The 24,298-nt window shown below is 67.8% G+C and carries 22 protein-coding genes; 11 read left to right on the top strand and 11 right to left on the bottom strand.

All coding sequences use genetic code 11. The features are described from left to right. Nucleotides 1-146: 146 nt before the first annotated feature. Entirely contained in the window at nt 147-1,163 is a 1,017-nt protein-coding gene (locus FHR84_RS07495) for a TerC family protein (RefSeq protein ID WP_218862342.1), read from the top strand. A 325-nt stretch (nt 1,164-1,488) separates the two neighbouring features. Here the strand turns inward: FHR84_RS07495 and FHR84_RS07500 are convergent, their stop codons facing one another. The 3 genes from FHR84_RS07500 to FHR84_RS07510 form a co-directional block, all read right to left on the bottom strand. After that, the gene (locus FHR84_RS07500; protein ID WP_179534727.1) at nt 1,489-2,145 is read right to left on the bottom strand and encodes an RES family NAD+ phosphorylase; all 657 of its coding nucleotides are present in this window, start codon (nt 2,143-2,145) and stop codon (nt 1,489-1,491) included. 24 nt (nt 2,146-2,169) lie between these two features. Further along, nucleotides 2,170-2,754, bottom strand: a complete 585-nt coding sequence (locus FHR84_RS07505; protein WP_179534728.1) for a DNA-binding protein — start codon at nt 2,752-2,754, stop codon at nt 2,170-2,172. Nucleotides 2,755-2,930: 176 nt separating this feature from the next. Continuing rightward, nucleotides 2,931-3,959 (bottom strand): chitinase, encoded by a 1,029-nt coding sequence (locus FHR84_RS07510; RefSeq protein WP_179534729.1) that lies wholly within the window; start codon nt 3,957-3,959, stop codon nt 2,931-2,933. Between the two features lie 158 nt (nt 3,960-4,117). On the opposite strand from FHR84_RS07510, the gene FHR84_RS07515 reads away from it, so the two are divergent. From FHR84_RS07515 to FHR84_RS07535, 5 genes are all read left to right on the top strand, one after another. Further along, nucleotides 4,118-5,782 (top strand): class I adenylate-forming enzyme family protein, encoded by a 1,665-nt coding sequence (locus tag FHR84_RS07515; protein WP_179534730.1) that lies wholly within the window; start codon nt 4,118-4,120, stop codon nt 5,780-5,782. Nucleotides 5,783-5,804: 22 nt separating this feature from the next. Continuing rightward, nucleotides 5,805-6,560, top strand: coding sequence for an SDR family oxidoreductase (locus FHR84_RS07520; protein ID WP_179534731.1), 756 nt, complete (start codon nt 5,805-5,807; stop codon nt 6,558-6,560). A 42-nt stretch (nt 6,561-6,602) separates the two neighbouring features. Continuing rightward, entirely contained in the window at nt 6,603-7,373 is a 771-nt protein-coding gene (locus tag FHR84_RS07525) for an SDR family oxidoreductase (RefSeq protein WP_179534909.1), read from the top strand. A 247-nt stretch (nt 7,374-7,620) separates the two neighbouring features. Beyond that, a complete protein-coding gene (locus tag FHR84_RS07530) occupies nt 7,621-8,265 on the top strand; it encodes a TetR/AcrR family transcriptional regulator (protein WP_246300315.1) in 645 nt (214 codons plus the stop codon). 149 nt (nt 8,266-8,414) lie between these two features. Further along, nucleotides 8,415-9,401: a zinc-binding dehydrogenase gene (locus tag FHR84_RS07535; protein ID WP_179534732.1), complete on the top strand. Its 987-nt coding sequence runs from the start codon at nt 8,415-8,417 to the stop codon at nt 9,399-9,401. A 138-nt stretch (nt 9,402-9,539) separates the two neighbouring features. Here FHR84_RS07535 and FHR84_RS07540 read toward each other — a convergent pair whose 3' ends face one another. The 4 genes from FHR84_RS07540 to FHR84_RS07555 form a co-directional block, all read right to left on the bottom strand. Next, the gene (locus FHR84_RS07540) at nt 9,540-9,992 is read right to left on the bottom strand and encodes a MaoC family dehydratase (protein ID WP_179534733.1); all 453 of its coding nucleotides are present in this window, start codon (nt 9,990-9,992) and stop codon (nt 9,540-9,542) included. A gap of 91 nt (nt 9,993-10,083) precedes the next feature. Next, entirely contained in the window at nt 10,084-11,289 is a 1,206-nt protein-coding gene (locus tag FHR84_RS07545; protein ID WP_179534734.1) for an acyl-CoA dehydrogenase family protein, read from the bottom strand. Beyond that, the gene (locus FHR84_RS07550) at nt 11,289-12,329 is read right to left on the bottom strand and encodes a phosphotransferase family protein (protein ID WP_179534735.1); all 1,041 of its coding nucleotides are present in this window, start codon (nt 12,327-12,329) and stop codon (nt 11,289-11,291) included. Before FHR84_RS07550 ends, FHR84_RS07545 begins: the two co-directional genes overlap by 1 nt. Before the next feature lie 5 nt (nt 12,330-12,334). Next, on the bottom strand, nt 12,335-12,994 hold the full coding sequence (locus FHR84_RS07555) for an HAD family hydrolase (RefSeq protein ID WP_179534736.1): 660 nt from the start codon (nt 12,992-12,994) through the stop codon (nt 12,335-12,337). A gap of 403 nt (nt 12,995-13,397) precedes the next feature. Here FHR84_RS07555 and FHR84_RS07560 point away from each other — a divergent pair, with 403 nt between their 5' ends. Beyond that, nucleotides 13,398-14,036 carry a cyclase gene (locus FHR84_RS07560; RefSeq protein WP_179534737.1) on the top strand — a complete coding sequence of 213 codons (639 nt, stop codon included), beginning with the start codon at nt 13,398-13,400 and terminating at the stop codon, nt 14,034-14,036. Nucleotides 14,037-14,109: 73 nt separating this feature from the next. Here FHR84_RS07560 and FHR84_RS07565 read toward each other — a convergent pair whose 3' ends face one another. Both FHR84_RS07565 and FHR84_RS07570 read right to left on the bottom strand, forming a co-directional pair. Beyond that, on the bottom strand, nt 14,110-15,678 hold the full coding sequence (locus FHR84_RS07565) for a GMC family oxidoreductase (protein ID WP_179534738.1): 1,569 nt from the start codon (nt 15,676-15,678) through the stop codon (nt 14,110-14,112). A gap of 152 nt (nt 15,679-15,830) precedes the next feature. Continuing rightward, the gene (locus FHR84_RS07570) at nt 15,831-17,363 is read right to left on the bottom strand and encodes an aldehyde dehydrogenase family protein (RefSeq protein ID WP_179534739.1); all 1,533 of its coding nucleotides are present in this window, start codon (nt 17,361-17,363) and stop codon (nt 15,831-15,833) included. 486 nt (nt 17,364-17,849) lie between these two features. On the opposite strand from FHR84_RS07570, the gene FHR84_RS07575 reads away from it, so the two are divergent. The 3 genes from FHR84_RS07575 (at nt 17,850) to FHR84_RS07585 (ending at nt 21,000) form a co-directional block, all read left to right on the top strand. Beyond that, nucleotides 17,850-18,461: a TetR/AcrR family transcriptional regulator gene (locus FHR84_RS07575; RefSeq protein WP_179534740.1), complete on the top strand. Its 612-nt coding sequence runs from the start codon at nt 17,850-17,852 to the stop codon at nt 18,459-18,461. Between the two features lie 267 nt (nt 18,462-18,728). Then, entirely contained in the window at nt 18,729-19,727 is a 999-nt protein-coding gene (locus tag FHR84_RS07580) for a coiled-coil domain-containing protein (RefSeq protein WP_179534741.1), read from the top strand. A 310-nt stretch (nt 19,728-20,037) separates the two neighbouring features. Next, nucleotides 20,038-21,000 (top strand): phosphotriesterase family protein, encoded by a 963-nt coding sequence (locus tag FHR84_RS07585; RefSeq protein ID WP_218862343.1) that lies wholly within the window; start codon nt 20,038-20,040, stop codon nt 20,998-21,000. A 31-nt stretch (nt 21,001-21,031) separates the two neighbouring features. Here the strand turns inward: FHR84_RS07585 and FHR84_RS07590 are convergent, their stop codons facing one another. After that, nucleotides 21,032-21,532: a SixA phosphatase family protein gene (locus FHR84_RS07590; protein ID WP_179534742.1), complete on the bottom strand. Its 501-nt coding sequence runs from the start codon at nt 21,530-21,532 to the stop codon at nt 21,032-21,034. 259 nt (nt 21,533-21,791) lie between these two features. Continuing rightward, nucleotides 21,792-22,184: a DUF2237 family protein gene (locus tag FHR84_RS07595; RefSeq protein ID WP_179534743.1), complete on the bottom strand. Its 393-nt coding sequence runs from the start codon at nt 22,182-22,184 to the stop codon at nt 21,792-21,794. Nucleotides 22,185-22,859: 675 nt separating this feature from the next. Here FHR84_RS07595 and FHR84_RS07600 point away from each other — a divergent pair. Continuing rightward, nucleotides 22,860-24,110 (top strand): GH25 family lysozyme, encoded by a 1,251-nt coding sequence (locus FHR84_RS07600; RefSeq protein WP_343075188.1) that lies wholly within the window; start codon nt 22,860-22,862, stop codon nt 24,108-24,110. Nucleotides 24,111-24,298: the final 188 nt, after the last annotated feature.

A 24,298-nucleotide genomic window follows, 5' to 3' on the forward strand; every position in this document is an offset into this window, starting at 1 on the left:
TGTGGAGGGGAGTATTCCTACACGACGGCATCGTCATCACGGACCGACGACGCGCGTTGCGCTGAATCGTGCCCGGTGCCGTCGGCCGGTTCGACCGGTGGGAGAGACCTCCGGTCCTTGGCAATGCCCTGTACCGGAGGTGGTCGATGCGTATCGGAACGCAAGTGCTCGCTCAGGCTGCGGAGCGGAATCAGCAGGAAACGCTGGGTGTTCCTTGGTGGGTCTGGCTGGCGACCCTGGGCGGCCTGGTCCTGCTGCTGTTGTTGGATCTGGTCATCGTCGACAGGAAGCCCCACGAAGTGGGGATGGCGGAAGCCGCCCGCTGGGTGATTTTCTACGTGTGCTGCGCGCTTCTGTTCGGGGTCGGGGTCTGGCTGCTGGGCGGTCACGAATTCGCCGTGCAGTATTTCACGGGTTATGTCGTTGAATACTCGTTGAGCGTGGACAACTTGTTCATCTTCATGGTGATCATGTCCAGCTTCGCGGTTCCCTCCATTCACCAGCACCGCGTGCTGCTGATCGGTATCGTCCTCGCGTTGATTTTCCGCGGGTTCTTCATCGCGGTCGGAGCGCAACTGATCGCGAGGTTCGTCTGGGTGTTCTTCGTCTTCGGTGCTTTCCTGCTCTGGACGGCGGTGAACATGCTCCGGAACAAGGAGGAGAGCGAGGACCCCGAGAACGCCGTGGTGCGCTGGGTGCGCAAGGCCTACCCGGTTACCGAGCGTTTCCACGGCACGAAGATGTCGGTGAAGATCGACGGCAAGCGGTGGCTGACCCCGATGTTCGTCGTCATCGTCGCCATCGGGAGCTCCGACGTGATGTTCGCGGTGGACTCCATTCCGGCGATCTTCGGAATCACCAAGGAATCCTTCCTGGTGTTCACGGCCAATGCTTTCGCCCTGATGGGTTTGCGCCAGTTGTACTTCCTGCTGGGAAATCTCGTCGACCGGCTCGTTTATCTGTCCGCCGGTCTTGCGGTGATTCTGGCCTTCATCGGTTTCAAGCTGATCGTGCACGCCCTGCACGAGTACGGCTGGGTGCCCGAGTGGCTCGAGATCGGGAACTTCCTCTCACTCGGTGTCATAGTTTCCGTTCTGCTGGTGACCGCGCTGGCGAGCTTGCTGAGGTCCCGCGGGGAACAGCACTCCAAGGAGCGGGCCTGACCACCTGATCGCGTTCTCCGGTTCTCCGTCGTCGCCCGCACGGCGAGTGCGACGGAGAACCGGGGACGGGGATTCCGGGAGCGGGTGCTCCCACCGGAGTTTTCCGTCCCCCCGCCGTGGGTGCTCGCTCGGCGGAACCACCCGCGGTCTCGTGGGTGGGCCCGGCATCGGGTAGCGGTTCGTCGGGGCCGTCCTCGCGGGAGCACCGCGGGAGAACCCGCGGCGGTGCCGACGACCAGGGTGTGCCCCGGCGCTGCCCGCTCCGGTGGAAGAACCCCGTCCCACCGACAACTCGACCGGGAGACCTCGGTCAGCTGCCGAGCCGTCAGCTGAGCATCGTGTAGCTGAGCTCCTTGCACACCCGGCCGAGCGGAAGATCGAGCCCGGGGTTCTCGAGCGGGAGCAGCAGGTCCGGCGAGTCCGGTAGCACCGTTCCGGCCGGGGGGTCCCACAAACACACCGAGGGATGTCCGGCGTCCATGGAGGAGCGGTACCAGAGACCGTCCAGTTCGGGGTAGGCAGCCCGGATGCAACGTGCCCAGGCCTGGGTGCGCTCCTTCGTGCCGTTGCTGATCGCCTGGGAGGCGCCGGCCCTGGTGGGCCAGAGCCCGGACAGGTCCAGCAGCCGTACCGTGCGGCGTGGCCGGAAGATCACGAGCTGCGGGGCGCGCGTTTTGCGATCCACAGTGGAGGTGGCCTGGAACACTTCGGCTATGCAAGTGCGTACGGAGAGGGAGAAGTACAGCACGCCGTGTTCCCTGGTCACGGCGGGACCGCCCTGCGGGGTGGGCGGGTGTGGGTCGAATCTCGCGTGCGGAAGCGGGCCGGCGTAGCGAAAACTGTCCCACTGCTGGGGGTGGTTACCACCGGAGGTGAAGACCCTGACGAGTCTCGTGCCGGCCGGAAGCGCTACGACGTCCTCGGTCCGCCGGAGCATGGCCTGCAGTGCAGCGGGAGCGGGTGGCTGGGGGAGCCGGGCCATCTGTGGTCCTGTCTCCGTCGGCGACTACGCGGGAGTTCCGATGACCGAGGCGAGTTCGGCCACTCGCTGTGGATTGCCGTAGGCCATCAGCCACTCCCGCGGACTCACGGGCCGGTCTCCCAGTTCCAGGTCCTCCTGGGGGGTCGTCATGAAATTGGCCAGAACCAGAGCGGGCTGATCACTGGGCATCGCGGCCAGCACCGTCTCCAGGCCGGGCAGCACGTCGTCATCGGTGAACTGCCAGGCGGGGAGCCGCCACCCTCCGCGGTCCTTCCATCCGATCAGTCTGCGCGAGGCCACGCGGTGCCGGATGCGGCTGCCGTCCACGCCGACGCGTTCGGCGGCCTGCCCCACCGAGAGCGCCGTGTCGCGCAGTACCGTCTGCTCCGCGACGGAGCGCGCTCTGGGGTCGGCCTCGTCCTCGCCGAGCGGACTCAGATCCAGCCCCGTCTCGGTCAGCGCGACCCGTTCGGACTCGTCGAAGTGCGCGCCGGGGTCGGCCTGGGCGGGAGTGAGCCGTTTGGCCGCGTCCTCGACCAGCGTGAGGAATTCGTGCGCGGTCACCTTCAAACCGGCTCTCGCCAGCACGGTCTCCAGCGCGACTGTCATGCTTCCAGCCTAACGCTTTTCCCGGGCCCGTGTGCGCCGTTGTGCGAACTGTGTCATGATTATCACATAACGTGTTCATTCCAGCGCGTTGCGTGATTGAGGGAAAGTGGACAACTTCCCACGAATCGTGTGGTGAAGTCGTCCACTTTCAACCGGATGGGACGCCTCGCGGGGTGTCAGCTGCTCGGCAACGTGTCCAGGTGATCGGCAACGGTCCGGGAGAAGCTCCTCCCGTTGCTGACGTCCCAGTTGATCGACCACGTCATGACTCCGCTGACGGAGGGGTACGTCTCCCCGGGGGAGAAGTCGCCGCAGTTGGTGTTCTCGGCCAGGCAGTCCAGCGCGTCGGTGACCACGGAGGGGTCGACGTACCCGCTTCCCGCGGCGGAGGGCGATGCGGGCAGGCCGAGCGAGATCTGGTCCGCTCGCAACGTGTCGAGCAGGTTGCAGGCCTGGGCGGTGATGAAGTCGACGGATCCCTGGCTGTGGACGTTGCCGTCGCAGCCGAACATCGAGCCGGAGTTGTAGTACTGGGTGTGCACCACGGTGATGATGTCGCTGAGATTGTTGATCAGCGGCATGTACGACCCGTCCGGCTGCACGTACAGCGTCTGCGGGGCCATGGTCAGGATGAAGTCCTGGCCGAAGTGCTGACGCAGCTGCCTGGTCGCGCTGGTCATCCCGGCCGTGTCGAAGGTGCTTTCCAGATCGATGTCCAGGCCGTCCAGGTCGTAGTTCTCGATGATTCCGATCATCGAGTCCACGAAGTTGTTCACGCGTTGCTCGGTGCTCAGGTCGACCGAGCCCTTGGCTCCGCCTATCGACATCACGAAATCCGTTCCTTGGGATTTCTTGGTCGCGATGTCCGACTTGAGCTGGGCGTCGGTGTAACCGCCGAGGGCGTTGGACAGGTCGGAGTCCACATTGAACTTGACCGCCCCGGGGCGCGTCGGGTCGCTCTGGGCGAACGCGAGCGCGACCAGGTCGTAATCGGAGGGGACGTCGCTCATGCGTAACGGTTCGGCGTTGTTGACGAAGTTCTGCCAGTAGCCGGTGAGCTGGTGTTCGGGCAGGGCGGAACTCCCGATCGCCGTGCTCTCGGGGGCGTCGTGCTCGGGGGCGGTGGCCGCAGTCGCCGGTGTCGCGGCGAACGCCAGCGGAAGGGCGGCCGCTGCCAGGGCGGCTGTGATTCGGCGAAGGCGCATCGGTACCTCCGTGATCGCTTTTTGAGACACCCAAAGTGGACTAGACCAGTAATCGTGGTCAAGGGGGCGACGTGTTTTGGTCATCGCACGGGTTGACGTCCGCCGGTCGAATCAGTTGACTGTCCGTACCGACTGGTCGGTCTCGCGGAGGTGTGTCGATGTCCGGTGTCTACGATGAGCGCCCATGGCTGGCTCGCTACGCCGAGGGCGAGCAGGGGGACATAACTCCCCCGCACGGGGACATGATCTCCGTGCTGGAGGACACGCGCGGCCGCTTCCCGGAGCGCGTCGCCTTCACCTACTTCGACACCGAGATCAGCTACCGCGAGCTGGACGAGCTCGCCGACGCGCTGGCCACGTACCTGTCCGAACGCGGAGTCGGCGGAGGGGACCGGGTCGCGCTGTACCTGCAGAACGTCCCGCAGTTCGGGATCGCGCTGCTGGCGAGCTGGAAGATCGGGGCCATCGTCGTACCGCTGAACCCGATGTACCGCAGTCACGAGCTCACCACCATCCTCGCCGACGCGCAGCCCTCCGCCGTCGTTTCCTCGGAGGACGGTTGGCACGACGTGCTCGCGGCCGTCCTCGCGGAGCAGAGCGTGCCCGTCGTGCTCACCACCAGCGAGCTCGACTTCGCGGGCAGCGGCGAGGCCGCACCACTGCGGAACTCCGCGCGCAGGCGTCCCGAGGGAACCGACGACCTCGTGGAGACGGTGCGAGCCCGCGAGGGGAGTGAGCCCCAGCGCGCGCGCCTGCACCCGGACGACGTCGCGCTGCTCACCTACACCTCGGGGACGGGAGGAGCGCCGAAGGGCGCGACGAACACGCACCGCAACATCAGCTTCAACACCCAGGCCTTCACGCAACGGGCCGACGCCACGGGCGGGGGCATCATCGCGCTGGCACCGTTGTTCCACATCACTGGGCTGGTCTGTCAACTGGGAGCGGTTCTCGCCCTGGGAGGCAGGCTCGACCTGCTGTACCGGTTCGAACCGGACACGGTGCTCGAAGTGCTGCGGCGACGGCGACCGCAGTACATGATCGGGCCCTCTACGGCCTATATCGCCCTGCTGGACCACCCGACCGCCTCGGCCGAGGACTTCGCCTCTTTCGAACAGGTGTACTCGGGAGGCGCTCCTCTGCCCGCGGCGCTGGTGGAGCGGTTCCGATCCCGCTTCGGTGTCTACATCCGCAACGGCTACGGACTCACCGAGACGACGGCGACCGCGACCTCGGTCCCACCGCATCTCGAAGCCCCCGTGGACGAGGCGACCGGCACCATCAGCGTCGGCATCCCGACCTTCAACTGCGTGCTGCGTGTGGTCGACGACGAGGGGCGGGAACTGCCCGTCGGTTCGACCGGGGAGATCGTCGTCGAAGGGCCGATGGTGGTACCGGCCTACTGGAACAGCCCGGAGCGGACAGCGGAAGGAATCCCGCGGGGACGACTTCACACCGGTGACGTCGGATTCATGGACGAGGGCGGTTGGTTCTACGTAGTCGACCGGAAGAAGGACATGATCAACGCCTCCGGATTCAAGGTGTGGCCGCGCGAGGTGGAGGACGTGCTCTACGGCCACCCCGCTGTGCGGGAGGCGGCCGTCGTCGGGGTTCCCGACTCCTACAGGGGCGAGACGGTCAAGGCATACGTCAGCCTCGTCGTCGGTGATCACGCCACCGAGACGGAACTGGCGCAGCACTGCAGACAGCAACTGGCGGCGTACAAGTACCCGCGGGAGATAGTGCTCGTCGACGAGCTCCCGAAGACGGCAACGGGCAAGATCCTGCGACGCCGTCTTCGGGAGGGGGCGAGCAACGAGTGAGCACAACGACGGAGGGAAGTCGATGAGCAAGCGGTTCGACGGCCGAGTGGCGATCGTCACCGGGGCCAGCCGGGGAATCGGGTTCGGCATAGCGCAGCGTCTCGTGGAGGAAGGGGCGCGGGTGTGCCTCACGGCCCGCAAGAGCGAAGCGCTGGAGGAGGCCGTCCGCGACCTCGGTGGTCCCGAGCACGCGATCGCGGTCGCGGGCAAGGCCGACGACAGCGAGCACCAGGCGGAGACGGTGTCCCGCGTCCTGGATGCTTTCGGCCGGGTCGACATGCTGGTCAACAACACCGGCATCAATCCGGCCTACGGCCCGTTGATCGAACTCGACCACGGGGTCGCCCGTAAGACCTTCGAGGTCAATGTTCTGGGGGCGTTGGCGTGGACCCAGCTGGTCCATCGGGAGTGGATGGCGGAGAACGGCGGTTCCGTGCTCAACGTGACCTCGGTGGCCGGTTCGGACCCCGCGCCGGGAATCGGTTACTACGGTGCGACCAAGGCGATGCTGAGTCACATGACCCGTGAGCTCGCGGTCGAGCTGGGACCCGGCGTGCGCGTGAACGGAGTCGCGCCCGCCGTGGTCAAGACGCAGTTCGCCACCGCCCTGTACGAGAACAACGAGGAGGAGCTCTCGGGGCAGTACCCGATGCGCAGGCTCGGCGTGCCCTCCGATGTGGCAGGAGCCGCCGCCTATCTGCTCTCCGACGAGGCCTCCTGGGTGACCGGCCAGATTCTGACTCTGGACGGCGGAGTGACACTCACCGGTGGGATGTGATCCGCGGTGGTCGGCACGGAACGGGAGAACGGCGGTACCGGTATGCGACTCGACGGATCCGTGGTGGTGGTGACCGGCGCGGGCAACGGCATAGGCGCGGCCATGAGCCGTGAGTTCGCGGCGCGGGGAGCGCACGTGGTGGTGAACGACATCGATGGTCACGCGGCCGAAAGCGTGGCGGCGGGGATCGGTGGGACCGCCGCGGCGGGGGACGCCGCCAGCGATGCGGGTGCGCGGGAGCTCGTGTCCGGGGCTCTGGGCGAGCACGGGCGCATAGATCTGTTCTGCGCCAACGCGGGGACCGCCACGGCCGGTGGTCCGGAGGCACCCGATGAGGACTGGGACCACGCCTGGCAACTCAACGTGATGGCACACGTGCGCGCGGCTCGTGCCGTGTTGCCGCACTGGCTCGAGACGGGCGGTGGGCACTTTCTGGCCACGGTTTCCGCGGCGGGCTTGCTGACCATGCTCGGGGCCGCGCCCTACTCGGTGACCAAGCACGCGGCCATCGGCTTCGCCGAGTGGCTCGCGGTGACCTACGCCGACAGGGGAGTCACCGCACAGGCGTTGTGCCCGCAGGGCGTGCGCACCGGGATGCTGGCCGGGAGCGGGGAAACCGGGCAGCGGCTGCTGGCGGAGGACGCGCTGGAACCCGAGCGCGTGGCGGAAGTGGTCGCCGACTCCCTCGGCGGGGATTTCCTGGTGCTGCCGCATCCGGAGGTCGCGGACCGTTACGCGCGCCGCGCGGCGGATCCGGACCGCTGGCTCGCCGGGATGAGTTCGCTGCGGCGACAGGTCGAGCAGCACGGCTAGGGAAGTGCGCTTCGCGGTCTCGCGCGGAGCGTGCCCACCACGCGGCCCGTGGGTGCGGTCGTTCGGATGACTGTCGCGACGCGGCGGCGTCGGAGCGCCGAGCCCGGACAGCGGCACGGATGGGCCGGAGGGAGCACTGCCTGCCGCTGACACCGCGGTCCTTCGGGCATCGGCCGGTCGGTCGGCGGAGGACCGACCGGTCGGTACCCTGGAACAGTTCGACCGGTCCGACGAACGGGGAGGAAAGATGGCACCGGGCTCATCCATCGGCGGGGCGGAGGATCCCGCTGCGCAGGTGTCGGAGAACGAGCCGGAGCCGGTGCCGCAGCGGCTGTTGACGGCTGCGACCCGGTTGTTCGCCGAGAGGGGGTTCGAGACGACCTCCGTTCAGGAGATCGTGGACGCGGCCGGGGTGACCAAGGGGGCCATGTATCACTACTTCGGTTCGAAGGACGATCTGCTCTACGAGATCTACGCGCGGGTTCTGCGGGTGCAGACCGCGCGGATGGAGCGGGCCGTCGACAGTGCGGAATCGGTCCAGCAGCGCCTGCGGGCCGTGGCGGTCGACGTTGTGGTCACCACTGTCACGCACCTGGACGACACGGTGATCTTCTTCCGTTCGATGCATCTGCTGCATCCGGACAAGCAGGCCGAGGTGCGCGCACAGCGGCGGCACTACCACGAGCGCGTGCGCCAGCTGATCGAGGAAGGGCAGTCCGCGGGGGTCTTCCGGACCGATCGCTCGGCCGAGCTCGTGGTCGACTTCTTCTTCGGGGCGGTGCATCACCTCGGCTCCTGGTACCGCAGGGACGGCCCGATGAGCGGCCAGCAGGTGGGTGAGCAGTTCGCGGACCTGCTGTTGGACGCGCTGCGGCCGGAACCCGCCGGGTGATCCGGAGGCCGACCCGCGGTGGTGCCTCGCGGGTGTACAGCGAGACGTGGAGGCACTAGCATACCGACTAGTCGGTATAGCCAATTGTGGCAATTGCGTTCTCTCCCGCGGGGTTCTCACCGCGACGGGAGGGGGTACGGAGGTGTGCTGTGCGGGCATTGCGAGTCACCGAACTGGGCAAGCCGTACGAAGTGCTCGAGCTCGCCCGGACCGAGGTCCCCGAGCCGGGGGCCGATCAGGTCGTCGTGCGTGTGGCGGCGAGTCCGGTGAACTTTCCCGACGTGCTGATGTGCCAGGGGCAGTACCAGGTCAAACCCGATCCGCCGTTCACCCCGGGAGTCGAGCTGTGCGGCGAGGTGGTGGCCACGGGTTCCGACGTTACCGGGCTGGCGCACGGTGACAGGGTTGTCGGGGCGGGCGCGGTGCCGGCCGGAGGGTTCGCGGAGTACGCCCTGATGGACGCGGGACGGACCTTCCACGCCCCGGAGGCCCTCGCCGATGCCGAGGCGGCTTCCCTGTTCATCGGTTACCAGACCGGTTGGTTCGGGCTGCACCGGCGGGCCGGGCTGCGCTCCGGTGAGACGCTGCTCGTGCACGCCGCTTCCGGAGGAGTGGGCAGCGCGGCGATACAGCTCGGCAGGGCCGCGGGCGCCACCGTGATCGGCGTGGTGGGTGGCCGGGAAAAGGCCGAGGTGGCTCGTGAGCTGGGCGCGCACGTGGTCGTGGACCGGCACACCGAGGACTTCGTCAGCGTGGTCAAGGAAACCACCGGAGGCAAGGGGGCCGACGTCGTCTACGATCCGGTCGGCGGGGACACCTACGGTCGTTCGACCAAGTGCGTCGCGTTCGAGGGGCGCATCCTGGTGATCGGATTCGCGAGCGGGGACATCCCGACACCGGCGCTGAACCACGCTCTGATCAAGAATTACTCGATCGTGGGACTGCACTGGGGGCTGTACAACGAGCGGGACCCACGTGCGGTGCGTGAGGCCCACGAGGATCTGTGCCGCATGGCCACGTCCGGGGAAATCGATCCGCTGGTCAGCGAGCGAGTCGGGCTCGAGGAGCTTCCCGCCGCCGCGCAGCGGGTTGCCGACGGGCACACCGTGGGGCGCGTGGTTTACACGAGCACGTGATCGCCGGGAAATCACCGGCCCGGTTCGTGCGGGGGCCGCCCGACGGATCCCCCGCGGGACGGGCAGCCGACGAACGGCGGAACGGCACCCCGGCCGAAGCCACGGCCGGGGTGCCGTTTCCGTGCGGAAAGCCGCTGATCAGAACATCACCCGGGAGAGGACCTCGGCCACGCAGGCGGGCTTGTCCGCGCCCTCGATCTCCACGGTGGTGTTCAGGGTCAGCTGCAGCGCTTCACCGCTCTCCGCGACCTCGGCCAGTTCGGAACTGGCGCGCACCCTGCTGTCGACCCGCACCGGAGTGGGGAAGCGCACCTTGTTCAACCCGTAGTTGATCACCATGCGCGCGCCCTCGAAGCCGTATATCTGCGCGTTGAGCGCGCTGACCATGCTCAGCGTCAGGAACCCGTGGGCGATGGTGGTCCCGAACGGCCCCTCGGCCGCCCGTCGCGCGTCGACGTGGATCCACTGGTGATCTCCGGTCGCCTCGGCGAACTGGTCGATCATCCGCTGTGTGATCGTCCACCACTGGCTGGTGCCCAGCGTCGTTCCCCGAGCCGAGTACAACTGCTCCGCGTTGGCGAATACGGGCATGCTCACCTTCCTGGTTCGGTGCTTCTCACGGACGTTCCCCCTGTTCGTCGGGGACGCCGTGCGGTTCTTCCCAACTGTGGGTGTGGAGTCGTCACCGGTGTTTCGACAGCTCGCGGCGGGCCAACGAACGACGGTGGACCTCGTCGGGCCCGTCCACGATGTGCAGGGTCCGTGCGTGGGCGTACAGGTTGGCGAGCGGAGTGTCCTGGCTGACCCCCGCTCCACCGTGCGCCTGTATGGCCCGGTCGATCACCGTGGTCGCCATCTCGGGGACGGAGACCTTGATGGCCTGGATCTCGGTGTGCGCCCCGCGGTTGCCCACCGTGTCCATCAACCAGGCCGTCTTGAGCACCAACTGGCGCACCGATTCGATCCGCACCCGCGCGTCGGCGATCCAGTGCTGGACCATGCCCTGGTCGGCGAGTGGCCTTCCGAAAGCCTCCCGGTGGACGACTCGCCGACACATGAGCTCCAGCGCGCGTTCGGCCATGCCGATGGCACGCATGCAGTGGTGGATCCGGCCGGGCCCCAGGCGCGCCTGCGCGATGGTGAATCCCTCGCCCTCGCCGGAGATGATGTTGGAGGCCGGAACCCGGACCTCGTCGAAGTCGATCTCGGCGTGTCCACCGTGGTCCCCGTCGGAATAGCCGAACACGCTCATGCCGCGGCGAATGTCGACCCCGGGGGTGTCGACCGGGACGAGCACCATGCTCTGCTGACGGTGCCGTTCGGCCTCCGGGTCGGTTTTGCCCATGACGATCAGAATCCGGCAGGCCGGGTTCATCGCCCCGGAGGACCACCACTTGCGACCGGTGATGACGTATTCGTCGCCCTCGCGGCGAATACGGGTCGCTATGTTCGTGGCGTCCGAGGAGGCGACCTCCGGTTCGGTCATGCAGAAAGCGGAGCGGATCTCCCCGTTCAACAGCGGGGTGAGCCACTGTTCGCGTTGCCGTTCGTCACCGAACATGGACAGTACTTCCATGTTGCCCGTGTCCGGTGCTGCGCAGTTCAGCGCGGGTGGGGCCAGGTGGGGGCTGCGTCCGGTGATCTCGGCGAGGGGGGCGTACTGCAGGTTGGTGAGCCCGGCTCCGTGCTCACCGGGCAGGAATAGGTTCCACAGCCCCCTGGAACGTGCCTCGCGCTTGAGCTCCTCCACGATCCCGGGAACCTCCCAGGGCGAGGAGGAGTTCGCCTGGCGCTCGAACTCCTCCTCCGAGGGGAACACGTGTTCGTCCATGAAGGACTCGAGTTCCGAACGCATGCTCTCGGTTCGTTCGTCGAAGGCGAAATCCATCAGCTCTCCCTGATCTTGGAAAGTCCCTGGCGCACCAGCGGTTCGACCATGGAACCGACGTGCTCGAAACCCTCCCCGACGGTCTTTCCCCGGGTGTAGCGGTAGTGGATCCCCTCGAGGATCACCGCTATCTTGAAGAACCCGAAGGCGATGTACCAGTCCAGCTCGGACACGTCCGTCCCGCTGTGCTCCGCGTAGTGCCGAAGCAGTTCCCGCGCTGTGGGGAACCCGAACTCCGGTCCGACCCCCTTGGCGATCGGGTTGTTCCGGATGCCGTTGAACCCTTCCCAGTAGACGACCAGCAGTCCGAGGTCGGTGAGGGGGTCGCCGAGGGTGGCCATCTCCCAGTCCAGAACGGCACGGATCTCCCCGTCGTCCCCGACCAGCACGTTGTCCAGCCGGTAGTCTCCGTGCACGATCGCGGTGCGCCCGCCGGTGGGGATCGTGCGGGCTAGGCGGTCCCGCAGTTCGGACACCCCCGGTAGCTCCCTGTCCAGCGAGGCCTCGAGCTGCTTGCTCCAACGGCGGACCTGCCGTTCGAGGAAGCCCTCGGAGCGGCCGAAATCGGAAAGACCCACGGTCTCGGGGTCGACGGCGTGCAGCCGTGCGAGCACTTCGATCATGCGCAGCGAAAGGCCACGACGTTGCGGTTCGCTCAGCCGCTCGACCTGTTCCTGCGAGCGGTAGACCCGCCCCTCGACGAACTCCATGACGTAGAAGGGCGCTCCGAGCACGTTCTCGTCCGAGCACAGCAGATGGGTCCGTGGCACGGGCACCGCGGTGTCGGCGAGCGCGGACATGACGCGGTACTCCCTGCTCATGTCGTGCGCGGTCGCGAGAACGTGCCCGAGGGGCGGGCGCCGCAACACCCAGCTGCCGCTTCCGTCCGTCACCCGGTAGGTGAGGTTGGAGCGCCCGCCCTGGATGAGCTCGGCGCGCAACTCCCCCCGGCACAGGTCCGGACGCTCGGCCTCCAGATAGGCACGCAGGCTCGTCGGGTCGAACCCGGGTGGCGGGCCTTCGGCGGTGTCTTCCGGCATCGCTACTACCTCCGGTCGTTTTTGTCGAGGTCGCCGACGAGTTCGCGCAGCGCCTGCTCGGTGCGCGTCGCGTCCCGGTGCAGGACGGCGTGCATTCCCAGTCGTTGTGCCGCCGTCACGTTCGCCCGGACGTCGTCGACGAACACAGCGTTCTCGGGGAGCAGGTCCATTCGGTCCAGGAGGAGTCGGTAGATCTCCGGATCGGGTTTGCGCAGCCCCACCGAGCCCGAGACGACCGCGTGTTCGAACAGCCCGTCGAGCTGCTCCCAGGGGTAGGTGTTCCCCCAGCTGTTGGACAGCAGAGCCGTGCGCAGACCGGTCCGGCGCAGTTTCGTGACCAGGCGCAGCGTTCCCTCGTCCGGGTGCATGAACGAGAACAGTCGTTGCAGCAGCCCTTCGGGCTCGATCCGGTCCTCCTCGCGTCTCCGCAGTCGTGCGGCCAGCAGGTGGTTGAAGTCCTCGATGGGAAGCAGGCCGGTCTCCAGCCGGTGCAGCGGCGTGTCCTCGGCGGCTTCGCTGCCCACCCATTCCCGCAGCAGCGCCGAGAAGCTCTCCGGTCTGATGCCCTCGGCGCGCGTCCAGGACTCGACCGCCTGTCTGCCGGGGGTGGTCAGCACTCCGCCGTAGTCGAACACCACGGCGTCGACAGTGGGCTCCCTCCTCATGGGAGGTCAGCATACCGACTAGACGGTATGCTGGCTAGAGGGAGCGTCGGTGCGCGCGGTGCCGGAGATCGCCGGGAAAGGAGTTCCGGTGCTGCGGAGCTTGCCGGTTCGTCGGCTCGCGTGCGGAGCGGAAAGTCCAAGAACCCCCGGATGGCCCATCGCGTGCACGAGAAGTGACCGAAGGAGGCGTGGCGGCCTCCCCCCGGGTGGCGGGTTACTGCTTTGTTTCGGTGAAATCGAGCAGTAGTTTTTATCACGATCAGTGCCCGTTTTTCGGTTTTGTTTTTCCGTAATATTCGCGCTGTTGTTGACGAAATGGACTACTGGTCGGTAAACATCTCGGTTGTCGCGCGACATTTCTCGTGAAATCAACGTGTTTCGCTTTGTTTCAGAGGTGAGATCGATGGCAAGTTCCAAGCGTTCGGGCACACGCTTAGTGGCGGCCGCGGCCTTCGCGATAGCTCCGGTGGTCGCTTTCGCGCAGCCCGCGGCCGCGGAGAGCTTCTCGCACAACTTCGCGTGCTCGGGTGATTCCCCGCTCGGCGAGCAGCTGTTCAGCTACCAACAGGATTCGGACGTATCCGCCCCGTCCAGCGTCGCCGCTGGTGACGAGTTCGAGGTCGTCATCGATCCCGCGGTCAACACCGTTCCCTCCGAAGTGAACGGTTACGAAGTGGAACAGATGCAGGGCATGGACCTGAGATTACCGATCCCGGACAACTCCACCCACGTTTCCACCCGGTTGGAGGGAGGTTCCAACCTCGGTAGTGCGGAACCGACCGTGGATGTTTCCGACGGAATCGCCACGCTCCACGTGGAAGGTCCCATCGCCGGGGGGGCCGAGTTCGAACTCCCGACCGTGACGGCCACGCTGCAGGCGGGCGACTCGGGAGTGATCGAAACACAGCTCCACGGGACCAGCTACTCCGATCCCGGTTTGACGTTCGACGCCGACGTCTCGACGGTGCTCGGCACGGTCAACGTTCCGACCTCCTGCTACCCGGACCCCAACCCGGTGTTGACGACCACGGAGATAAGCTGACGCACAAAAATGGAGGGCTCCCCGGCCGGGGAGCCCTCCATTTTTTGTCACGCAGGAGGGAGGAATATCCGTGTCAGGATTTCTGCGCGGCGTCCTCCTTCAACATGTCGGAGCACTTCTCGCCGATGGCCATGGTGGTGATGTTCGGATTCACCGCGACGAGGAAGGGCATCGCCGAGCCGTCCGCCACTCGCAGCCCGTGCACACCCTTGACGCGCAACCTGGAGTCCAGCGGAGCGTTCGGATCGTCCGCGGCGCCCATCGGAACCGAGGCGGCCGGGTGGTACACGGTGTTGTGCGTCTTCCGCAGGTAGTCCGCGATCTCGTCGTCGGACTGCACGTCCGGCCCGGGGTGGAGCTCGGCTCCGGCCCATTCACGCATGGCGGGCCTGTTCACGATCTCGCGCGCGAGCTTGATGCCGTGGGTCATGACCCTGATGTCGTGCGGATCGGTGAAGTAGCGCGGATCGACGGCGGGCTTGTCCCGGAAATCGCGGCTGCGCAACCGGACCGTGCCCACGGAGCGACTGCGGGTGACGTTCGGAGTCAGGCAGAAACCGTTCTCGGTGCTCGGGTAGCCCTGCCGCACTGTGTGCATGTCGAACGGGACCGAGCCGAAGTGGAACATCAGGTCGGGACGGTCCAGTCCGGGCTCGGTGGTGGTGAAGATACCGATCTCCCACCACTGGGTGGAGTCCTCGACCATCGGCTTGGCCGCGTCCCAACCGATGACTCCCTCGGGGTGGTCCTGCAGGTTGGAGCCCACTCCGGGGGAGTCGACGAGAACGTCCACACCCACCGAGCGCAGGTGCTCAGCCGGGCCGATGCCGGACAACATCAACAGCTTCGGGGTGTCGATGGCGCCGGAGCTGAGCACCACCTCCCGGCGTGCGGTGACCCGCTTGTTCCGCAGTCCGTCCGGAGCGAGGTACTCCACGCCCGTGGCGCGGTTGCCCTCGAACAGCACCTGCTTGGCCCGGGTGTCCGTGCGCACCTCCAGGTTCGGGCGATTCCCCAGGACGGGGTGCAGGTAGGAGACCGAGGAGGAGGCCCGGGTCCCGTCCTCGAACGCGTTGATCTGGAACCAGTTGGCGCCGTGCGTGACGGTCTTCCCCGAGTTGAACTCCGTGATCGGGATGCCCTGCTCCTCGCACGCCCGCAGCAGCGCGGCTCCGCAGGGGTCGTTCGACGGCACGCTGCGCAGCCGGACGGGGCCGCTCCGGCCGTGGTGCTCACCGGGGGCGTCGTTGTTCTCCAGCCGCTGGTACAGCGGGAAGATATCGGCGGAGCTCCAGCCGGTGGCACCCAACGACTCCCATTCGTCGAGGTCCTCGGCCGGAGCCCAGAAAGCGATGCAGGAGTTGTGCGAGGAACAACCGCCGAGCACCTTGGCGCGGGCGTGTCGCATGAAGGAGTTGCCCTGCTCCTGCGGTTCGATCAGGTAGTCCCAGTCGAAACCCGACTCCAGCAGGGACATCCACTGCTTGAGTTCGAGGACCTCGCGTTTGTCCTGGTCCGTTGGGCCGGCTTCCAGCAGGCACACGGTGGTGTCGGGGTCTTCGGACAGCCGCGCGGCCAGGGCGGCCCCGGCGCTGCCGCCACCGACCACGACATAGTCGAAAGTGGTCGCCTCGTCGCTCATCGTCGTTCTCCTGTTCTGTTCACGACGGCACGAATCCCCGGGCGGGGCGTTGCGGGCCGGAGGACCGTCGCCGTGGGACGACCGGATGTCGTGCCGGGCCGACGACTGCGGCGATCACCCCGGCACGACGGACTTCGTCTCCGGTCGTGGGCTCACTCGGCGGCGAACAAGTGCTGCGGTTCGGGCCGTAGGTTCTGGTAGATGTGCTTGGCTTCCTGGTACTCGCGGAGTCCGCCGCCACCGAGCTCGCGCCCGATGCCGGACTGCTTGAAGCCGCCCCACTCGGCCTGGGGCAGGTACGGGTGGAAGTCGTTGATCCACACCGTGCCGTGGCGCAGCCTTCCCGCGACGCGTTGCGCCTTGCTCGCGTCGGAGGTGAAGACGGCACCGGCCAGTCCGTAGTGCGTGTCGTTGGCGATGCGCACGGCGTCGTCCTCGTCCCGGAAGCGCTCGATGGTCAGCACCGGCCCGAAGGACTCCTCGACCACGGCCTGGGATCCCTGCTCGACCTCGTCGAGCACGGTGGGCAGGTAGAAGTGGCCCGACTCGAACCGCTCACCTTCCGGGCGACGTCCACCGGTGCGCAGCACGGCGCCCTCCTCGACCGAGCGCCGCACGTAGTCCTCGACCTTGGCGCGGTGCTCGGCGGAGATGAGCGGTCCCGTCTCGGCGTCCTCGTCGAAGGGACCGCCCAGCTTGATGGACTGCGCCCTGCGCACGATCTCGTCGACCAGCGCGTCGTGGATCTCGTCCTGCACGATCAGGCGTGCTCCCGCCGAGCACACCTGCCCGGAGTGCAGGAAGATCGCCGTCATCGCGTAGTCGACCGCCGTTTCGAAGTCGGCATCGGCGAAGACGACGTTCGGGTTCTTGCCCCCGAGCTCGAGAGCGACCCTCTTGACGTTGGAGGCAGCCGAGGCGGCGATGGCACGACCGGTGTGCAGACCGCCGGTGAACGAGACGAGGTCGACGTCGGGGTGTTCGGACAGCAGCGCGCCCACCTCGGAGCCCTTGCCCAGCACCAGGTTGCCGACGCCCGCGGGCAGTCCGGCTTCGTGCAGCGCGCGCATGAGCAGCATCGCCGTGCTGGGGGTGAGCTCGCTGGGCTTGAGGACGAAGGTGTTGCCCGCGGCGATGGCCGGAGCGACCTTCCAGGCCACCTGCAGCAGCGGGAAGTTCCACGGCGTGATCAGGCCGCAGACGCCGACCGGCTCGTAGCTCACCCGGCTGATGGCGTCGTTCGAGCCGGTGTCGACGACGTGTCCGGGGTCGGTGCCCGCGATCTTGCCGTAGTACCGGAAGCAGGCGGCGATGTCGTCCATGTCGTAGCCGCTCTCCACCAGCCGCTTGCCGGTGTCCAGCGATTCGGCTCGCGCGAACTCCTCGCGGTCGCGCACGAGGATGTCGCTCACCCGCAGCAGCAGGTCGCCGCGCTCCCACGGGGAGGTGCTCGGCCACGTTCCCTCGTCGAAGGCCGCGCGCGCCGCCGCGATGGCTCGCTCACCGTCGGAGCGGTCCCCCTCGGCGACCGTGGCTACCGGGGAGCTGTCGGCGGGGCAGCGGATCTCGCGGGTCTCCCCCGCCGCGGCTGCCTGCCACGTGCCGTCGATGTACAGGCTCTCCGCCGCCGTGGAGGCCTCCGCGGAGGAGGCTGTGGCGTTCGGCGGGCCGTGGGTCTGCGACATAGTAAAGCTTCCTGTCGGTGCTGCTTGACTGCTGGAGCGGTATCGCCGGTGGCGGATGCCGACCCGGGCGGGCCGTGTGCGGGATGTTCCGCAGCGGTGCGGCAGCGCGCACGGTCGAGTCCCGTGTCGTCCCGTTCCGTGTTCAGCCGGGTGGAGTCTTGGTGACCGACCTTCGGAGTGCCGTACGCCGGAGGAGGTGTGGTCCCCACCGCACCGCCACGCGCTCGGAGTTCCCCGGGGGCGAGCACGAGGGCGGCGGCTGCTACGCGCTGACTCTAGCAGGTTTTGTGTACATCTGTACATAAAATTGCCGCGGCGCGGCGGGGCGCGATCTTTATTGGCGCCTTGACCAGCTATTATGTCCACGAGTGAGGTGGATCGCATCGCCGGAGAGTCGGTTCATGGCAGTGTGTGTTCGTTCGGGAGGGAACTCGTCCCGGCGAACGAGGTGAGACGCACGCGACGGTGGGAGGAGCACGGCAGGCGATGACGACTACGGATTCCGAGCAGCTCGATGCCGCGGGGAGCGGTCGCCGTGGTCAGAGCGGTGGTTCGCGCAAGGATCCGGGGCGCCGCGAACGAATCGCCCGTGCCGCCATCACAGTCGTCGCCGAGCGCGGCATAGAGCGGTTGACCCACCGCGCCGTCGCCGCGGCGGCCGAGGTTCCGCTGGGTTCGACCACCTACCACTTCGCCACCCTGGACGACCTGCTGGCCGTGGCGCTGCGCCAGGCGGCGCAGGACAACGTCGCCGAGCTGCGGGAGTACGCGGACCGGATGGACTCCGGCGGTGACCTCGCGGCCGTGCTGACCGATCTGGTGCTGCGCTACCTCGGCCCGGAGAGGCGGCGCACCGTGGTCGAGCACGAACTCTACGTGGCGGCTCTGCACCGTCCCGCGCTGCGGTCCGCGAGCACGGAATGGGACGCGGCGCTGCGCGACCTGTTCACCGCTTACACCGACGAGGTTTCGGGCAAGATGCTCGCGGCGGTGTTCTGCGGCCTGCTGTGGCAGGGAATCGTTCGCGAACCTGTTCCGGAGCGCGATGAGATCGAGATGATCTTCCGGCGGGCGCTGGGAACCTCCGTGGTGTCCTGATCCGGCCGGAAGCGCGTTGACTTCGGTGACATCGGACGGTTACCCGGTTTTTGACCCCTGCCGTTGATTCTCCTGGCCACCTGTGTGGACAATAGCGGAAGCGATCCGCTGTCTCCGTGTGCTCAGAGTGACGTGACCGCCCCGTAGTTCAGCCGGGTGGAGCACATCGTCGGGTGCTTTTCGGGTGTACAACGGAAAATGCCGCGTCGGGGGCGTGGCTCGCTCCAACCGAATGCAATCGCTGTTCGCCAGGGATGGGGTGAGACCGTGGGCCACAACGAGAACCGTGAACTCGTGCCGCTCAAGTCCGATTTCGACGTCGTTTGGCGTGGATTTCGGCGATCGCAGGTGCAGTTCTACATCCAGCAGACCGAGAGCGAAGTCCGGATGCTGACCGAGGACCGGGATTCCGCGCTCAGTCAGGTGTCCGAACTCAACGCACAGCTCGAACAGGCTCGTGAGGAAATCGAGTCGCTGCGCAGGCAACTGGACGACGTCTGCCGTACGCCGATCGACGAGTCCGCGCTGTCCGACCGGTTACGTCGGATGGTGCAGCTCGCCAACGACGAGGCCGCCGAGATCATCGCTTCCGCGCGCGCGACCGCCGAGCACGAGTGGTCCCGCTCGGAGCAGGCAGCCTCCGAGCTCAGGAACAGGTACGAGAGGCTGGTCGCCGAGGCCGACGACTGGAGGAAGCAGGCGCAGGAGCAGCGTCAGGAAGCGCTCGAACAGACCAGTCGCGAGATCGAGCGGATGGCCGCCGAGGCCGAACAGCACCGGCGCAAGCAGGACCGCGAGGCCGAGCAGCGTCGCAACGAGATCGAGCACGACTTCGAGGTTTCGATGGCCGCACGCCGCGAGGAGGCGATGCGGGAGATGGCCGAACGCGACCGGGCGAGCAGAGCGGAAGCGGAACGGCGCCTCAACGAGGCCGCGGCAGAGGCCGAACGCCGCACTCAGCGGGCGAACGAACAGGTCGAGGCGATGCGGCAGCTGCGTCGCGGGCTCGCCGAACAGGTCCGGACCGGACAGCGTCTGCTCGACGAGGCCGAACCCTTCCTGGCTGCTTCGGTGACTGGAACGGAGTCCCAGCGCTCCGACGCCTACGTGTGGTCGGACTCGAACGTGGAACGGGAGGACGCGGACGAAGTGGACCGGGTGGACGTTCCGAAGCAGCGCGCTCTCGAGAGTGCTCCGGGCTCGGCCGAGAGCGCGGAGGGCGGTGTGCTTTCCGGGACCTCGGGTGCGAGCGGGGAGCCCGGCTGAGGCACTTGCCCCGGAACCGGGTTCCGCGGTGGTTTCCGGATCGTGCGGTGGATAGAGTCGAGAGAACGCGGAACTCCTGGCGCGCGGTGTCCGTTCGGCGCCGCTACGAGCGGGCACCGGGCACGATCGGAGCCGCCGCGTTTCTCGGTGGGACGCCGCTGATCGTGGAGGAACTCCCGTCGGCGGGAGCGGGCGGGAGGTTCCGCCGGATGGGCCTCCACGACCGGCCGAACGGAAACCTCGAACGGAAACGGAGTGGACGAAATCCCGGCGCGGAGTCCGCAAACTCCCCGAACGGAAGGTGGTCGTCGTGGTCTCGACCCTGCGTGGTCCGGTGAGTCCCGAAAGCCTGGGACGGGTGCTGATGCACGAGCACGTCTTCGTGGTCGGGGAGGAACTGCGCCGCAATTCCCTCACCGCGTGGGACGAGCGGCATCGCGTCGAGGACGCGGTGGGCAAACTGCGCGAGCTGCGCGTCGCGGGAGTCGAGACCATAGTCGATCCGACCGTGATCGGGCTCGGGCGTTACCTGCCGCGACTGCGGGAGATCAACGACCGGGTCGATCTCAACATCGTCCCCGCCACCGGCGTCTACACCTACAACGATGTTCCGCTGCAGTTCCGGTTCCGCGGTCCCGGACTCATGTTCGACGTCGCCGAACCGATGACCGAGCTCTTCGTCGCGGAGCTCACCGAGGGAATCGCCGACACCGGAGTCAAGGCCGCGTTCCTCAAGTGCGCGATCGACAGCCCCGGGCTGACCCCGGGGGTGGAACGGGTCATGCGTGCGGTGGCGGCCGCGCACCGTCGTACGGGTGCCCCGATCACGGTGCACACGCATCCGCAAAACGGTTCGGGGCGCACCGCCGTGCGACTGCTGCGCTCCGAGGACGTGGACCTCACGAAGGTCGTCCTCGGGCACAGCGGGGACACCACGGATCTCGACTACCTGACGGAGCTGGCCGACGCGGGATGCCTGCTGGGCATGGACCGTTTCGGCCTGGACGCCGTGCTGGGCTTCGAGCAGCGGGTGGACACCGTGGTTCGTCTCGTCCGGCGGGGCTATGCCACCAGCGTGGTGCTCTCGCACGACACGTCCTGCTTCATCGACTGGTTCGGCGAGCAGGAGCTGGAGCGAGCCGCCCCGAACTGGCACTACCTGCACATCAGCCGGGAAGTGCTGCCCGCGCTGCGTGCCAGGGGAGTCACGGAGGAGCAGATCCACACCATGCTGGTGGACAACCCGCGAAGGTACTTCGCCGAAGCTCCGTGACCCGTTCCCGGTCGCCGGCGGTGTCCGCCGGTCACGTCCCGTTCCGCGCTCTCGGGGTCGCTACGGCCTCGAGGGCGGCTCGGCCCGCGTCCGCGTCCCTCCACGCGCCCCGGAAACGGAGCACGGCGATCGCCGAGGTCCTGAGCTCGGCGTCCTCCCCGGCCAACAGCCCGACCATTTCCTGCAGGCCGGGGTTGTGGGCGATCAGCACGGCCGTGCGGATCTCGTCGGGAAGGTCGTGGACCACTTCCAGCAGCCCGCCGACGTCCGCGTCGTACATCCGGCGGTCGAAAAGCACCCCGGGGGAGTCGTCGACCTCGGAGAGCACCAGCTCACTGGTTCGACGTGCTCTGGCGGCCGTGGAGCACATCACGCGATCGACGGTGTAACCGTGCTCCCTCAACCAGGAACCCGCCAGCGGAGCCTCGGTCCGGCCGCGTTCGGCCAGCGGGCGTTCGTGGTCTCCTGCCGAGGAGTGCCGGTCCGCTTTCGCGTGCCGAAGCAGAATCAGCCGTCGTTCCTCTCGGTTCATGCCGTGTACTCCGTTCACGGGATCCGGGCACCACGGACCGGTGCCGTGCTCCAAGAACTTCTGACAAGAGGTTCGTCCGGGCCGGGGGCTTCGAGTCCTGGAAGCGCGTGGCTCGGCGTGCGTGCGCCGGAGGCGTCGCACGCCGGCAGGGCACGTGGTGTCGGTGCCTGCTCGAGGTGTCCCGCCACGACGCTGCCGGAGCGCCGGCTCACGTGCCGGCCTCCACCCCCGCACAAAGTTCCGTCCCGAGTCCCGGGGGTCAGGTCAGTGCGCTCGGGTCGGCGGGAACGTCGACGGCGTGCTCACGCAGCGAGTCCAGCGGCACGACCTCGACCGCCCGTTCGTGGGTGGCCGCCAACACCACGGGAGGTGCCGCTCCCGCCCGGTAGGCTTCCAGCCAGCGTGTGGCGCACACGCACCAACGGTCCCCGGCCTGCAGTCCGGCGAAGCCGTACTGCGGAAGGGCGGTGGTGAGGTCGTTGCCCGCTTCCCGTTGCTGTTCGAGGAATTCCCGGGTCACCACGGCGCACACCGAGTGGTTGCCGGTGTCCTCCGGGCCGGATGTGCAGCACCCGTCGCGGTAGAAGCCGGTCACCGGATCGGTGCCGCACTGTTCGAGCGGTTCGCCGAGTACATTGCGTTCGTCGGTCATGGTCCCAGGATGGCAGTTTTGCCGACACGGATCACCGGATGAGTGGAGTGCGTTTCCGACCCGGGGCTCGGAACGGTCCTCGGGCGGGTACTCGGTCGCCGGCGTGCGGGGGCGGCGGCACCTCGGGCGCCGCGGGGCTCTCCCGAGCGGGGATCCACGACACGTGCCTGAGGGCCGGCGCGGCATCCACCGCCCCACCGGAGCGTCCCGTTTCCGCGTCGGCGGGCGCCCGGGTCGAACGGACCGCTCAGGCGAGCTCGTCAGGAGCGCCGGGTGGGGTGCTGCCGGACTCGGCGCCTCGTGGTCCCCCGTGCTGGAGTCCGCATGAGCGATCGAGAACACGCACTGTTTTCGAGTGCCTCTCGAACGTGGCCCGAGGGGGCTAATCTAGGTAGTCGACTACGTGTTTTCCGGCGGTTACGTGCACGGTAAGTGCTGGGAGTCTGGGGACCTGTGAATCCCCCCGGCCAAAATACTCCCGAAGAAGAACCCCGAGAACCGGTCGGCTCTTCGGAGCCGGCGGACGCCACCGAGCGTCGGACGTCCCCGGAGCGCCCCCCGAACGCCCCGGGCGACGAGACCTTCCGCCAGCGCGCGGCGCGACGCACCGAGCGAGTCGCGCACGAAACCGCCGAGTGGGCACGTCCTGCCGCTCAGCGCACCGGTGACCGGATCGTGCGCTGGGTCCGACGGTTCCTGGCGCTGCTGGCCGCACTGACCGAACGAGTGGTGCAGTGGGCCTCCCCGCGTATGCGCCGCGCCCACGAGAGGCTGGTGCCGTTCGTCGAGCGTGTCCGCGACGGGCTCTCGCCCGCGGCGCGCCGCGTTCGGCAGTGGCTGAGCCCCGCGGTCGAACGACTCCGCGAGTGGTGCGCGCCGGTTGTCCGAAAGGTCCGGCGGCGGCTTGCTCCGGTGGTGGAGCGCGCCAGGGCCGTGCTCGAGCCGCACCTCTCCCGGCTACGCGCGAAACTGCCCGCGACCGGAGGCAGGCACCGGGTCTCCCCCCGCGCGCGTTCCGTCCAGCTGACCGCCGCGGCCGCCGCGGTGGGCGTGCTGGCCATCATCGTGGGCACAGCCGGTCAGGGAACCGGTGGGCAGACGACCACTCCGGCCGCGCACACGGTCGACATCCCCTCCCAGGAGCGGACCCAGGCGGACGAACCCGGAGTGCTGAGCGCCCCGTCCCCCGGCAAGGACGACGGTTCGGACAAGAGCTCGGGCGGGAACTCGGACAAGGGCGAGAAGCAGTCCCGCTCGGGTAACAGGATCTCCCCGGAGGCGGCCGCAGCGATCGGTCCGAACGCCAACGGCATCGACGTGTCCAACCACAACGGGCCCATCGACTGGAACCAAGTGGCGGCCTCCGGACAGCGGTACGCCTTCGTGCTGGCCACCGACGGCGGGAGCTTCACGAACCCGATGTTCCAGCAGCAGTTCCAGGGGGCCAAGGACGCGGGCATGCTCGCGGGCGCCTACCACTTCGGCAGGCCGACCGGATCGGCCGTCGCGCAGGCCGACCGGCTGCTGAACAACATGGGATCCGTGAACGACGGCCGCACCCTTCCCCCGGTGCTCGACCTGGAGGTCTCGCCGAACACCGGCGGGTGCTACGGCAAGACGAGCGGGCAGATGCACGCCTGGACCCAGGCGTTCCTCGACCGCGTGAAGTCGCAGACCGGGCAGCAGGGCATCGTCTACGCCAGCCCCTCGTTCTGGAGCAACTGCATGGACGGTTCCCAGGCCTTCGCGGACAACCCGCTGTGGCTGGCGTCCTACGGGGTCTCCCAACCGAACGTGCCCGGTGGCTGGAGCAACTACTCGTTCTGGCAGTACACCAACAAGGGCACCGTTCCGGGCATCAGCGGGCCCGTGGACATGAACCGGTTCCAGGGCAGCGGTGCCGATCTGCTCCGACTCACCAAGTGATCCCGGACCGGAAAACCTCGTGGGGCGCTCACCGGACGGTGGGCGCCCCACGTTTTCGTGCGTGCCCTCGCGACGGTGTTCGCGGGCGCGCTCGGGAGGTGCGCACGGCCGATCCGGCGGCGTTCCGGCTCTGTTCCCAGGAGGGTGACCGGTTCGAGTTACTACCGGGTAAGCTTAGCCCGGTTCCG

Source organism: Actinopolyspora biskrensis (genome assembly GCF_013408175.1).
GTDB classification, from domain to species: domain Bacteria; phylum Actinomycetota; class Actinomycetes; order Mycobacteriales; family Pseudonocardiaceae; genus Actinopolyspora; species Actinopolyspora biskrensis.

Bases quoted from the DNA above. Each gene is read 5' to 3' on its own strand.
- FHR84_RS07545 (WP_179534734.1), bottom strand. From the start codon at position 11,289: ATGGATTTCGCCTTCGACGAACGAACCGAGAGCATGCGTTCGGAACTC.
- FHR84_RS07540 (WP_179534733.1), bottom strand. From the start codon at position 9,992: ATGCCCGTATTCGCCAACGCGGAGCAGTTGTACTCGGCTCGGGGAACG.
- FHR84_RS07555 (WP_179534736.1), bottom strand. From the start codon at position 12,994: ATGAGGAGGGAGCCCACTGTCGACGCCGTGGTGTTCGACTACGGCGGA.
- FHR84_RS07550 (WP_179534735.1), bottom strand. From the start codon at position 12,329: ATGCCGGAAGACACCGCCGAAGGCCCGCCACCCGGGTTCGACCCGACG.
- FHR84_RS07500 (WP_179534727.1), bottom strand. From the start codon at position 2,145: ATGGCCCGGCTCCCCCAGCCACCCGCTCCCGCTGCACTGCAGGCCATG.
- FHR84_RS07520 (WP_179534731.1), top strand. From the start codon at position 5,805: ATGAGCAAGCGGTTCGACGGCCGAGTGGCGATCGTCACCGGGGCCAGC.
- FHR84_RS07590 (WP_179534742.1), bottom strand. From the start codon at position 21,532: ATGAACCGAGAGGAACGACGGCTGATTCTGCTTCGGCACGCGAAAGCG.
- FHR84_RS07570 (WP_179534739.1), bottom strand. From the start codon at position 17,363: ATGTCGCAGACCCACGGCCCGCCGAACGCCACAGCCTCCTCCGCGGAG.
- FHR84_RS07495 (WP_218862342.1), top strand. From the start codon at position 147: ATGCGTATCGGAACGCAAGTGCTCGCTCAGGCTGCGGAGCGGAATCAG.
- FHR84_RS07575 (WP_179534740.1), top strand. From the start codon at position 17,850: ATGACGACTACGGATTCCGAGCAGCTCGATGCCGCGGGGAGCGGTCGC.
- FHR84_RS07565 (WP_179534738.1), bottom strand. From the start codon at position 15,678: ATGAGCGACGAGGCGACCACTTTCGACTATGTCGTGGTCGGTGGCGGC.
- FHR84_RS07515 (WP_179534730.1), top strand. From the start codon at position 4,118: ATGTCCGGTGTCTACGATGAGCGCCCATGGCTGGCTCGCTACGCCGAG.
- FHR84_RS07530 (WP_246300315.1), top strand. From the start codon at position 7,621: ATGGCACCGGGCTCATCCATCGGCGGGGCGGAGGATCCCGCTGCGCAG.
- FHR84_RS07595 (WP_179534743.1), bottom strand. From the start codon at position 22,184: ATGACCGACGAACGCAATGTACTCGGCGAACCGCTCGAACAGTGCGGC.
- FHR84_RS07510 (WP_179534729.1), bottom strand. From the start codon at position 3,959: ATGCGCCTTCGCCGAATCACAGCCGCCCTGGCAGCGGCCGCCCTTCCG.
- FHR84_RS07505 (WP_179534728.1), bottom strand. From the start codon at position 2,754: ATGACAGTCGCGCTGGAGACCGTGCTGGCGAGAGCCGGTTTGAAGGTG.
- FHR84_RS07525 (WP_179534909.1), top strand. From the start codon at position 6,603: ATGCGACTCGACGGATCCGTGGTGGTGGTGACCGGCGCGGGCAACGGC.
- FHR84_RS07560 (WP_179534737.1), top strand. From the start codon at position 13,398: ATGGCAAGTTCCAAGCGTTCGGGCACACGCTTAGTGGCGGCCGCGGCC.